Genomic DNA, 12,439 nt, shown 5'->3' with positions numbered 1-12,439 from the left:
GGTAATTATAATGAATATGAATAAAACCCTACTAAGCATCTCCCTTCTTGCCGCTTCTTCTTTCGCTCAAGCAGGCGAAGTTGAAGTTCTCCACTGGTGGACATCTGGTGGTGAGGCGAAATCTATTGCAGTTCTTAAGGATATGCTAGAAGAAGAAGGCCACAGCTGGAAAGATTTTGCGGTAGCTGGTGGTGGTGGCGAAAGTGCCATGACAGTATTAAAAACTCGTGCAGTTTCTGGCAACCCTCCGTCGGCGGCACAGATTAAAGGCCATGACATTCAAGAGTGGGGTGGCTTAGGTTTCCTTACTAATCTTGATGACGTTGCAAAACAAGGCGGTTGGGACGAAGCGGTACCAAGCATGGTGACAGACATCATGAAATGGGATGGCGAGTATGTGGCGGTTCCTGTCAACGTTCACCGTGTTAACTGGTTATGGGCAAACCCAGAAGTACTCGAGAAGTCGGGCGTATCAGTACCAACAACACTTGATGAGTTCTTTGTTGCCGGTGACAAAATTAAAGCTGCTGGATTTATTCCGTTGGCGCATGGTGGTCAACCTTGGCAAGACGCGACCGTATTTGAAGCCGTTGCACTCGATGTATTAGGTTCAGAAGACTACGTAAAAGCGTTTGTAGATCTTGATATGGACGTGCTGTCTGGCCCGAAAATGGTTGAAGTATTCACTAAGTTCCAACGTATCCATGACTACATTGATAGCAACTCGCCAGGACGTGACTGGAACGTTGCAACCTCGATGGTTATCAATGGTGAAGCAGCAATGCAAATCATGGGTGACTGGGCGAAAGGTGAATTTACGGCGGCAGGAAAAATGCCGGGTAAAGATTTCATCTGTGCTCCTGCGCCGGGTACTGCGGGTCAGTTTACTCATAACGTAGACAGCTTTGCGTTCTTTGAGTTAAAAGATCCAGAGAACATTAAAGCTCAAAAAGCATTGGCCGCGACCATTCTTGACAAGAAATTCCAAGAAGTCTTCAACTTAAACAAAGGTTCTATTCCTGTACGTCTAGATATGGATATGTCTAAGTTTGATTCATGTGCGTTAGACGCAATGGCAACCTTTAAATCTACCGCTAAAACGGGTGACTTTGTGCCAAGTATGGCGCATGGCATGTCAACAACAAGCTACGCTCAAGGCGCTATCTTTGACGTTGTCACTAACTTCTTTAACGATCCAAAAGCCGATCCAGCAGAAGCCGCTAAGACACTGGCAAAAGCCGTGAAATCAGCTATGTAATGAACCCCCTGAAAAGCTCCTCCATGGTGGAGTAGCTTTTCCTTTGATGCCGCTGCTAAGTCGGCGGCGTTAAGGTTTTTTTTACAAGGATTCGTAATGGAGCGTATTGTGACTATATCGACTACTCGCTCAGCACCTAAAAAAAGCTTCGCTGACCGGTTGCAAAACTGGCTGCCGAAAATCGTTCTTGCACCCACTATGTTAGTGACTGTGGTGTGTATTTACGGGTATATTTTTTGGACTGCTGCGTTATCAATGACAAACTCGCGTTTTTTACCAAGTTTTAAGTTTGTTGGCTTTGCACAATACGAAAAGCTAATGGAAAACGACCGCTGGATCACGTCGATTACTAATCTCGCGATCTTTGGTGTGTTGTTCTTAATTATCGCGATTGCACTTGGTGTGTTTCTGGCCATTTTTTTGGATCAGAATATTCGACAAGAGGGTGCAATTCGAACCATTTATCTCTACCCAATGGCGTTGTCATTCATTGTGACGGGTACGGCTTGGAAGTGGATTCTAAACCCAGGTCTTGGCATTGAGAAAATGGTGCACGACTGGGGTTTTACCGACTTTAAATTCGATTGGCTCGTCAACTCTGAAATGTCTATCTATACCTTGGTTATTGCGGCTATATGGCAATCATCAGGCTTTGTTATGGCGATGTTTCTCGCAGGCTTACGTGGTATCGACTCTTCGATCATCAAAGCGGCGCAAATTGATGGCGCGAGCTTACCAAAAATTTATTTAAAAATCATTTTGCCTTGCTTACGCCCAGTGGTATTTAGTGCGGTGATCATTACCTCTCATATTGCGATTAAGAGTTTCGATTTAGTGACAGCATTAACCTCAGGTGGACCTGGTTATTCTTCAGATTTACCCGCCTTGTTTATGTACTCACATACCTTTACTCGTGGCCAAATTGGCCTAGGTTCAGCCAGTGCTATGGTGATGTTAGCCGGTATATTGGCGATTTTGGTTCCTTATCTTTATTCCGAACTTAGGGAGAAAAAATGATGACGTCTTCATTTAATTGGTCTCGTGCTTTTCTCTATGCGGTGTTGATTTTCTTTTGCCTGTTTTATCTGATGCCTCTGTTCGTCATGGTCATCACTTCGTTCAAAACCTTGCCAGATATTAAAGCGGGTAACTTGATGACACTGCCACAAGAGTGGGTGTTTGGGGCTTGGGATAAAGCCTGGTCAAGTGCTTGTACTGGGGTGAAATGTGAGGGGATCAAAGGCTATTTTTGGAACTCGTTCCAAATGGTGATTCCTGCTGTGTTGTTTTCAACATTATTGGGTGCATTTAACGGTTATGTAGTCACGAAATGGCAGTTCAGAGGGTCCAACTTGTTCTTCAGCTTGTTGCTTTTTGGTTGTTTTATTCCGTTCCAAGTTATCTTACTGCCAATGGCGGCAGTGTTAGGTAAGTTAGGACTGGCTAACACCACAACGGGCTTGGTGATTGTGCACGTAATTTACGGTATGGCCTTTACTACTCTATTTTTCCGTAACTTCTACATTGGTATTCCAGACGAGTTAGTCAAAGCAGCTAAGTTGGACGGTGCAGGATTCTTTACTATTTTCTTTAAGATTCTCTTACCGCTTTCAACGCCAATCATCATGGTAACCATTATTTGGCAGTTCACGTCCATTTGGAATGACTTCCTATTTGGCGTGGTCTATTCAGGCTCGGACACTCAACCAATAACGGTCGCATTGAATAACTTGGTAAACACCAGTACCGGAGTTAAAGAATATAACGTAGACATGGCAGCCGCCATTATTGCCGCATTGCCGACATTAGTCGTGTATGTATTGGCAGGTAAGAATTTTGTGCGCGGTTTGACCGCAGGCTCAGTGAAGGGATAAACGATGGCTACTTTACAACTTAAACAAATTCGAAAAACGTATCGTAATGCTGATCAAGAAACCCTTAAGGGCATTGATATCAGCATCGATTCAGGTGAGTTCCTTATTTTGGTTGGACCGTCTGGTTGTGGTAAATCCACTCTGATGAATACCATTGCAGGGCTTGAAGACATCAGCGCAGGCGAAATCGTCATTGACGGCGTGGATGTGGCTCAGGTTGAACCAAAAGATCGCGACATCGCTATGGTGTTTCAGTCTTACGCTTTGTATCCAAACATGACCGTGTATGAGAACATTGCTTTCGGTTTACGCATTAGAAAAATGTCGAATGAAGCCATTGATGCGGAAGTAAAACGTGTCGCTGAAATGCTACAAATTGATGTGTTACTAGACAGAAAACCAAGCATGCTTTCTGGTGGCCAGAGACAAAGGGTTGCCATGGGCCGTGCCCTTGCTCGTAAGCCGAAGCTTTACTTGTTTGATGAGCCATTATCTAACCTTGATGCCAAGCTTAGAGTTGAAATGCGTCATTAGATCAAGCGATTACATCAACAGTTAAACACCACTATTGTTTATGTAACACACGACCAAATCGAAGCCATGACATTGGCCGATCGTATTGCGGTAATGAAAGATGGTGAATTGCAGCAGCTTGGGACGCCGAAGGAAATCTATAACAAGCCAAATAACATGTTTGTCGCAGGCTTTATGGGTTCACCGTCGATGAACTTTATTCATACCATGGTTGATCTGGACAGCAACGATAATCCAGTGATTAAGGTGGTTGGTACCAATGAGCAGGAGCACCACATTAAATTGCCAGATTCCATGCGTGATCAAGACGGTAAGAAAGTCGTGATCGGTTTGCGCCCAGAGCACATTACCGAGCAACCGGGAGAAGACGAATCGGTATCGACTCAGTTGGATCTACTGTTAGAAGTTTTAGAACCAACAGGGCCAGATACGATAGCAATGGTGAAAGTCAACGATCAGGAAATTGCTTGTCGTTTGTCACCAGAATTTGATGTCAGTGTAGGGCAAGTTGCGCCCTTGCATTTCGACTTATCAAAAGCGGTCATTTTTGATGCGGCGACCGAACAGCGAATCGCCTACTAGGTTTGTAGTAATTGAAGCTGACGACATTGGGGAATGAGTCAGCTTTTGAGCGGGGGAGAAAGGTGTACTGAGTAAGCGATTGCTTTGGCTCAAAGCTGCGAACAAAGTACATTTGCTCATTTAGTGACGGATGGAACATCCTTGTCATAAAGGCCTTAGTTATCAAAAGATAGCTAAGGCCTTTATGACAAGGAGTGAATATCACAGTGTTTTACGCCGTTAAACTCATTCGATTATCTGAGGGTGAGAGTATTGCTGGTACTTTGGCAGTTGTGTTCGCAAGTTATTAAAAGTGGCGCGAGCACTTTGTTTAGACAATTTATTCATCAACCAGTCTGGCATTAAGCCTCCGGGATTTGCGAACGCTTTGTATTCAATAAACGTAGTGCCATTGGTGAACTTTTGCAGTGTCCAGCTAGCGCTAACGGAATGGATACGAATATAACCACTCTGTTCTGCAAGCGTGGTCTCTGGGGCATCTTTTATTTCAATAGTAAATCCGAGATCATTAACCCAATACTTAGAGTAAGTCACCATGTCACGATCACTTGCCGGCCATGGCGCGGTGAATTGGGTGTAGACGATATTTTCAGTATTAGATATTTGACTGAGAACCCGGCTGTGGCTGGCGTTATCGATCCAGTTGGGCACATTGTTACTGTCTTCTAATAGAGTTAAAAAGGCACTATAACTGGTTGGCGTGAACATCTGTGCTCGGATTTCAACAAGGCCATTTTTTTGCTCGTGAGTGTGGATGGTTATCCCGTCAGTATTACTATCAAATTGCCAATAGCTGCTTACATTTGCGTTACCTGTTCCTGACGTTAATGCGATTAACGTGAGAAAACTAATTCGTAAAACTTCCATGTTTCACCTATATAAAAACGGTCCTTAGTTTAAATCATATACAACTTTATGTGATAAATCAGTATCGTAGTGAAGTGGATAGGTCGAAAAGCCAGTCTCGTTATCTCCAGTGAAAACGAACACTCCTGAAGTGTTCAATTACTTGATGACAGCTTTATTGTTGATTAATTCGCCAAGATGAAATATCGTACAGGCAGGTTGATTGGACGCCTGCCTCGCAAAAGCGCACGTACCAATGTCGCGGCTAACATGCCGCATTAAAATTTTCTTCAGTTTATACGCTGAAAACCTTCTGAAACCGATAGCGAGTAGGTTCAATATAGGAGAGCATCATGCGTATAGAACAAGTAAACCTCGTCGAATTTTGGCTATTTGAAGCCAAGCTACTGCATAAACACGTTAAGTCTGAGCGGAAATCACATTCCCTTCCAGTGCTGCGTCGCCTACTCAATCAAAAAGTCCTTGTTGGATTATCATTACCCGAATTGCAAAAAGACGTGTCGATCGTTCAGCGCAAGCATCTGCTGCAATTGGTATCGATAGAGAACGGATTTGCAAGCTGGGTGGCGTTTAAACAAACTCTTGAATCTGCGTCGGATTCTTCCGGACAGTACCTTCCTGAGCGAATTAAACTTAAGAATATTGGCTATCCCGCCCTGTGGTTTTCAACGATGGATGAAGCGGTTAGTTACGCAAATATTCATGGTGGAGAGGCCATTCCGGTTGGTAGCCAAGCGGTGATTGCGATTAATCATTCGGCGTAAATGACTAAATGCGAAGTAGAGTGCTCTACTTCGCCCTCTCCACGATTCAGCGTAGTCTAACTCATACCAAACAAGACGCGTTCAGGTGCCCTTATTCTTATTGCAGGGACACACGCTTCAGTAAAAAGCATTACAAGGACACTGTTCAGTAAAAAGAGGACTTTGCGTGCTTTGTTCATTATTGAAGCGACTGTCCCTACAATTAATTGTTCTGTTGAATGACTTTTGAGTAACAAAGTGTTGCGACTTTGTTGGTTTTTTGTTTTATTGACCAGCTACGCTCAGATTTAGGAATCAAGATGAATAGGAATGTTTGGCTGCTTTCACTGTGTCAGGCTTTGTTGATGACGGGGAACATATTACTGATCTCGGTGATTGGCTTGATAGGCAAACAGATTGCGCCAAGTGTCGGTATGATTACTTTGCCAGTTGCGCTGCAGTTTTTAGGTCTGATGGCCGCGACTATTCCGGCGTCTTTGATTTCGGGTAAGCTAGGGCGAAAGAGAGGGTTTAGCATTGGTAATGTGGTCGGCATCTCAGGGGCGAGCTTGGCAACTTACGCGTTGTCTCAGCAACACTTTTACCTGTTTTGTTTTGCCACCTTCTTACTCGGCATCGGTATTGGTTTTGGTACGCTTTATCGGTTTGCTGCTATTGAGGTGTGTGACGAAAATGCTCGTCACCGTGCGATTTCTATCTCGATGGCGGGTGGCGTCCTTGCTGCTGTACTTGGGCCAAACTTAGCGATCATGTCTCAACAGTGGTCACAAGATGGCTTGTACATTGGCGCGTTCGCTTCGTTAATCGGCCTAAATATCCTCGCACTTGTTATCTTACAAACGATCCAGTTCCCTAAGGTTTCTTTCAATAGCCAAACACCTAAAGCCGATCCCATCAGTGAGATAGTTAAAGCGCCTAATTTTGTTGGTGCGGTGTTTGCCGCCATGGTGGCTTATGCGGTGATGAATATTTTGATGACAGCGACGCCACTTGCAATGATTGGTTGTGGGTTCGACTTTACCAAAGCCGCAGGTGTGATTGAGTGGCACGTGTTAGGGATGTTCGTACCGGCATTTTTTACCGGGACCTTAATTGAAAAATTCGGTTCAAGGGTGATGATTTTAGCGGGTGGGGTGCTGTTTGTGCTTTGTATCGCTATCAACATCCATGGCGAATCTATTTGGCACTTTAGGGCGGCTTTGGTTGTGCTAGGTGTTGGTTGGAACTTCATGTTTATCTCGGCCACGGGTTTATTTAGCCAATCATACCAATCGCAGAATAAAGCCAAAGCTCAAGCATTGAATGAATTTGTGGTATTTGGGTGCGTGACGGTTACGGCGCTGCTCTCTGGCTGGCTAGAGTCGACAGCCGGGTGGCAAAACCTCAACATCTATGTATTACCCTTCGTTCTAGCGGTGATCGTCTTGTTTGCGTTTAGCGCTCGAAAATCTCGTACTTTGAAGCAATCTGTTTAAAGCATCGCAATGCCGAGTGTTAGTCCCATTGCTACTGTCGATGCCGATTGACCGGTGAACGCCCTATTTTAACGATAGTCTTACTCCCAGGCTGAAGGTACGCAATATGCAGCAAACTAAACTATTCAACCAAGCGACTTTCGCTGGGCTTGCAGCAACGTTAGTCGGGAATGGTATTGGTCGCTTTGCCTATATAGCATTGATGCCAGTTCTCATACAAAACGGATGGTTCTCAAGCGAAGATGCTTCAATTCTTGGGGCTGCGACGCTCATTGGTTATATATTTGGTGCACCTGCTTCAAGCTTTTTACGGAGATATTGTTCAACAGGAACACTCATACGCATCTCCCTGTTATTGAGCAGCCTTAGTTATCTTGGTTGTGCTATAAAATCGGCCCCTTTTGAATGGTTTCTAACACTGAGAACCATTGCAGGAGTATCGGGTGCCATTCTCATGGTGCTCGCTCCACCAATGATCGCGAGTCTTCACCCACAAGAGATGAAGGCAAGAATTAGTGGCGTCGTATTTTCAGGAATCGGTCTTGGTGCCATGATCTCAGGAACACTCATACCTCTACTTATCTATCGAAGTGTCGAAAGCGCATGGTTAGGTATGGGAGCGATCGCTTTTCTGGCGACCGTCCTCACATGGAACGCATGGGGTCTTGAGCCTAAACCGACTCATTACACTAACAGCCCTTCTACGTTTAGCGACCTATCTAAGTGTGAACGAGTCAGTATTCGTTTTGTGCTTTTAGCCTATACATTTAGTGCGATTGGTTACTTGCCTCATACTCTCTTTTGGGTCGACTATATTGTTCGTGAGTTGGGAATGACTTTGACGAGTGGCGGTTTCTATTGGGCAGTTTTTGGTATCGGTGCTGCTGTAGGACCAATAGTGACCGGTATATTAGGTGATAGATTCGGGCTCAAAAAAGCACTAGTAGCTGCATTTTCGTGTAAAGCGATCGGGGTAGCACTACCGTTGTTAAGCACCAATGAGATTGCACTTTTTGCGTCATCCTTGCTCGTGGGTATGTTTACCCCCGGCACGGTAACGCTTGTATCAACTTACACCTTAGAAATCGTCGGAACACAGCTCCATACAAAGTCATGGGGAGCAATGACAATGGCTTTTGCTGTTTCGCAAGGAGTGGTTGGCTTTGCTATGGCTCATTATGCCCCACAATTGGCCACTTATAGCGTCCTATTTATGATCAGCGCGAGTGCACTCGTTCTATCGATAGCATGCATTTTGTTTACATCAACCAAACAGCCAACATTAGACACTACTCAAACGAGTTTTTAGCAAAGGAATCGCTCATGAAACTTTATTTAAATGATACCTCACCATTTTCAAGAGCCGTGCTGGCAACTGCCTATCTATGCGAGGCACCACTAGAGCTCGAATGGGTAGACCCGTGGCAGACTCCTCAAGCATTGGTCACTATCAATCCATTTAGTACGATCCCAGTTCTAGAAACCAATGAGGGTGTCGCGCTAACAGAGAGTTTAACGATCTGCGAATTCCTTATGCAGAATTACCCAACAAAAAACCTTACAATCACAAACGCTAAGCATAGTAAACGCATGTCATTATTAGGCGTGAGTAAAACGCTAATGGAAGTGGCATTTCGCTGTGCGGCATTGAGCCGTTTTGAAGCTGAGCAAAATGTTCTGTCTGTTAGAGGAAAAGAAGGGATTCAAAGAGCTGTTCGGTCACTTATCGAACAATTGAATGTCACTGATGATTTATTTCAGCCTGATTTCTCGACATTATACTTACACATTGCGTTAGATTACGTTCTGTTTAGACACGCTAGCCTGTTCTCCGCACGAGAGGTCGACATCCTCAGCACCGCTTTACAAAGCTCCCCTTTCAAAGACACACTGGCAAAGTTAAGCCTAGACTTGCTTTCCAGTAAACCCAGTTGGAAAGACCTTAACCAATAGAAGATAACGGCTCGTTCTCCGAGTGGATTTGAGGGCGAGTCTTTCTTACTATGCCTATTATGGGCACGAGGCTTCACCGCACAAAAAAAGCGAAGCAGGATATCCCACTTCGCTTTTATCTTTTGCTCTACTTAGCTTTTAGAACTTAGCCTTTAGCACTTCGCTCTTACCAATCAAGCCATTCTCTTCGCAGGCGTCCAGCGAGCCATGCTCAAAGGCAGTTTAATGCCTTGCGACTCTAGCAAGTTCACACGAGCCAAGTACGCTGCGCCATGAACCAGATGCTTTGCAACATCTACCGCGTTACGGTGTTGGTAATCATCTAGGTAGCTGCCTTTTGCCCATTGGTTGAATGCGCCAAGTGCTGGGCCTGCCCAAATTTGGTAGTCCATTTCACGGCCAGCTTCGCCAGTGTTAGACCAACGGCTAGATAACCCCAAGTACCAACGGAAAATCAATGCCATTTTACGTTTAGGGTTGCCTTCTGCACGTTCGATTTGCTTAGGATCACGCTCGTTGAAGTGCGCGACAGTCCCTGCCCAAATATCAGCGAGGGTAGAGCGGAACACTTGTTTTTCTAACTTCTCGCGCTCATCTGCAGGAATTGCTTCGATAGAGTCGTAACGCATGTAAATATCGTACAGCTTGTTAGCACGCATTGGGAATAATGTACCGCGCTTAACCACTTGCAGTTTTACGCCCATTTCGAACATGTCTGCTGCTGGTGCCATCGTTACGTCAGCCATTTCCGTTGTCGCCAGTAGCTTACGGGTATGCTCACTTGCGCCCGCTTCAACACATGCTTGGTTAACAGAACCGGTAACAATGTATGCGGCGCCCATATTGAATGTAGCAAGCGCGGCATCAGGTGTGCCAACGCCGCCACCGCAACCAACACGGAGTGGCGTTTTGTATTGGTACTCGGCTTGAATTTCGTCTTTCAGTGCCAAAATAGTCGGTAATAGCGTAACCAGTGGACGGTTATCGGTATGACCGCCTGAGTCTGCTTCTGCTGTGATGTCATCTGCCATTGGAACCAATTGCGCTAGTTCCATTTGCTCAGCGGTGATACGGCCTTCATCAACTAAAGCTTGTAGCATTTTAGCTGGAGCAGGTTGCATGAACTTGCTTGCCACTTCTGTACGGCTCACCTTAGCAATGACTTTATTGCCAATCTGAATCTCACCTTGTGCGTCACGGCTTAAGCCAGCAGCACGGTATTGGACGATTTGAGCAGTAAGACCAAGGAAAGCAGAGGCTTCAACCGTGCGAACTTTGTGCTTTAGAAACAACTCAACACTGCCACGCTCAAGTGCAGGTTCGCTTGGGCTGTGGATCAAGTTAAACGCGTAAGGGCCATTGGGTAGCGCCGCTTGAATGCGGTTAATGGCTTGTTCTACGCGAGATGGAATTAAACCCGCCGCGCCAAACGAGCAAAGAATGCCAGCTTCACCCAATGCGATAACCAACTCTTCAGAAGAGATGCCATTTGCCATTGCGCCAGCATAGTAGGCGTATTTTACGCCATGGCAGCGACGAAATTCATCGTCGCCCAAGCTTTGTGTACCCAATGCAGGAGCAAATGCGCTAACCGGGTGGCTAGTGTTACTGCTGGCCGTGTCGCCTGCGGTAATCGTTGCTTGTTGGCTAATGCCTAAGCCTTTTTCTGGGTGGTTAATTAGGTAACAACCACGGCTTAAGTCTTTTAGTGCTGCTGCCATGTCGTCTTGTTGGTAACTTGTTGTGCTGTCCTCTACTTGCCATGGCCATGGAGAAAGCTTTTCGTTATTCAATATCGTTTGGTTCGTCATGTTCTAACCCTTAACTCAAGCTTCTTCGATGCAGATAGCAATGTCTTTCACTTCATAAATACGCAAGCCATCTTTACTTAGGTTCGCGTCACCCACGATGACTTTTTTGCCATCTTGGTCGGTCACAGAGGTGATGTGAACATCCAGTGACATTTGCTTATTCAGTGGGTTAATTTGACCACGGTATTTCCACTTCACTTCCGATTGGATTTGACCAAACTTCGGATTGCGGAAACCAGCACCTAAGTCTTTGTTCAATGCGTAGGTCTGCATGAGTTCGATGATAGCTTCGACGCCAAGTGAACCTGGCATTACAGGATCTTGATGGAAGTGGAATTGGAAGAACCAATCGCTTGGGTCGATCGTGCGTTCTGCATAAAGGTAACCAAGACCTTCTTTACCGCCATCGCTGGTGATTTGAACGTTATCGATGAAGTTCAAACGACCACCTGCGAGCTGGTAGTGTGGCCTTGCTTCGCCCGCGGCTGATGCTGGCGCATTGAAGTAACGGCTAGTTTTGTCTAGTAGGTCAATGTGTACATCCGGTGTGCGGTTGTTATCCACATGCCAAGGGTGAGTCACTTTACCGTTATCCAAACCCAGTTGGTCTTTTAGTGCCGCGCCTTTGAAGTAACCAAATACCGCGGTACCTTGGTAGAAAGGCACACCGTCAGTTAACAGTTCAAAACTGAAGCTTTGAACAATGTTGGTGCCCATCATTACGGTAGAAAGTAGGCGTGAATCGTTGACGATGGTTTTACCACGCAGGTCAACGTTGCGCAGCATCTTGCCGCTGCCGTCTAGGTTACGGAAGAACAATTCTTCGCCTGGGAAGCCAAGTGTTGTACCAATGTAGCCAGAAATAAAGCCATTAGGTTGCAGAGATATTTCCATTAATACCGAGTACGGCATTAAGGTTTGATGGCTGTTCTCATCAAAGTACCATGCGTTCTCAGGTACTTCGTATTCAGCAAGACACGAAGACGGCGTTTTAAAGTCGCCACGAGTACCGTTAACTTCTACAACGCGAGTGGTCAGTTGCAAATCACCACACGGAGTACGCGGTGGGATCATGCCACGATAGATAGAGAAATCTGGGCCGAAACATTTTTCGATGTCGCCAGTCGCAAACTCAAACATGTGGTACGGCGTGAACGGTACGGTGTCTGGTGTGCGGTTCGGGAAATCGGGTGTTGTTGGTGCTTCAACGTGTTGAAGTGGAATAACGCCTTTATTAGTTGCGGTATTCAAGTCTGGGATTTGCGCCATTAAAGGAGCATTAACAGAAGCGGCTTGGTAGCCTGTTGTTTCTTCCACTACG

The 12,439-nt window shown here is 45.6% G+C and carries 9 protein-coding genes and 2 pseudogenes; 8 read left to right on the top strand and 3 right to left on the bottom strand.

The window, feature by feature from the left end; translation table 11 throughout:
• The first annotated feature begins 10 nt into the window (after positions 1-10).
• The 4 genes and pseudogenes from VTAP4600_RS09460 to VTAP4600_RS09445 all read left to right on the top strand — a co-directional run bounded on the left by VTAP4600_RS09460 (position 11) and on the right by VTAP4600_RS09445 (position 4,248).
• Positions 11-1,258 carry an ABC transporter substrate-binding protein gene (locus VTAP4600_RS09460; RefSeq protein ID WP_102522574.1) on the top strand — a complete coding sequence of 416 codons (1,248 nt, stop codon included), beginning with the start codon at positions 11-13 and terminating at the stop codon, positions 1,256-1,258.
• 96 nt (positions 1,259-1,354) lie between these two features.
• Entirely contained in the window at positions 1,355-2,275 is a 921-nt protein-coding gene (locus VTAP4600_RS09455) for a carbohydrate ABC transporter permease (RefSeq protein ID WP_102522573.1), read from the top strand.
• Entirely contained in the window at positions 2,275-3,132 is an 858-nt protein-coding gene (locus VTAP4600_RS09450; RefSeq protein ID WP_102523952.1) for a carbohydrate ABC transporter permease, read from the top strand. The genes VTAP4600_RS09455 and VTAP4600_RS09450 overlap by 1 nt, the downstream gene beginning before the upstream one ends.
• Before the next feature lie 3 nt (positions 3,133-3,135).
• Positions 3,136-4,248: pseudogene (locus tag VTAP4600_RS09445) on the top strand (ABC transporter ATP-binding protein).
• Between the two features lie 225 nt (positions 4,249-4,473).
• Here VTAP4600_RS09445 and VTAP4600_RS09440 read toward each other — a convergent pair.
• Positions 4,474-5,115 (bottom strand): START domain-containing protein, encoded by a 642-nt coding sequence (locus VTAP4600_RS09440; protein WP_102522572.1) that lies wholly within the window; start codon positions 5,113-5,115, stop codon positions 4,474-4,476.
• Between the two features lie 332 nt (positions 5,116-5,447).
• Here VTAP4600_RS09440 and VTAP4600_RS09435 point away from each other — a divergent pair, with 332 nt between their 5' ends.
• The 4 genes from VTAP4600_RS09435 (at position 5,448) to VTAP4600_RS09420 (ending at position 9,307) form a co-directional block, all read left to right on the top strand.
• Positions 5,448-5,879, top strand: a complete 432-nt coding sequence (locus VTAP4600_RS09435; RefSeq protein WP_102522571.1) for a hypothetical protein — start codon at positions 5,448-5,450, stop codon at positions 5,877-5,879.
• A gap of 299 nt (positions 5,880-6,178) precedes the next feature.
• Complete coding sequence (locus VTAP4600_RS09430) at positions 6,179-7,354, top strand: MFS transporter (protein ID WP_102522570.1); 1,176 nt, start codon at positions 6,179-6,181, stop codon at positions 7,352-7,354.
• A gap of 106 nt (positions 7,355-7,460) precedes the next feature.
• Positions 7,461-8,663: a YbfB/YjiJ family MFS transporter gene (locus VTAP4600_RS09425; protein ID WP_102522569.1), complete on the top strand. Its 1,203-nt coding sequence runs from the start codon at positions 7,461-7,463 to the stop codon at positions 8,661-8,663.
• Positions 8,664-8,677: 14 nt separating this feature from the next.
• Positions 8,678-9,307 carry a glutathione S-transferase N-terminal domain-containing protein gene (locus VTAP4600_RS09420; protein ID WP_102522568.1) on the top strand — a complete coding sequence of 210 codons (630 nt, stop codon included), beginning with the start codon at positions 8,678-8,680 and terminating at the stop codon, positions 9,305-9,307.
• Positions 9,308-9,480: 173 nt separating this feature from the next.
• Here the strand turns inward: VTAP4600_RS09420 and pfaD are convergent, their stop codons facing one another.
• Positions 9,481-11,118 (bottom strand): eicosapentaenoate synthase subunit PfaD, encoded by a 1,638-nt coding sequence (pfaD, locus tag VTAP4600_RS09415; RefSeq protein ID WP_102522567.1) that lies wholly within the window; start codon positions 11,116-11,118, stop codon positions 9,481-9,483.
• 15 nt (positions 11,119-11,133) lie between these two features.
• Positions 11,134-12,414 (bottom strand): annotated as a pseudogene (locus VTAP4600_RS26680) (beta-hydroxydecanoyl-ACP dehydratase); the annotation flags it as partial.
• Positions 12,415-12,439: the final 25 nt, after the last annotated feature.

The organism is Vibrio tapetis subsp. tapetis, from assembly GCF_900233005.1.
Lineage (GTDB): Bacteria > Pseudomonadota > Gammaproteobacteria > Enterobacterales > Vibrionaceae > Vibrio > Vibrio tapetis.
Note: the sequence above shows the minus strand (reverse complement) of the source record. Positions and strands in the feature narration are given on the sequence as shown.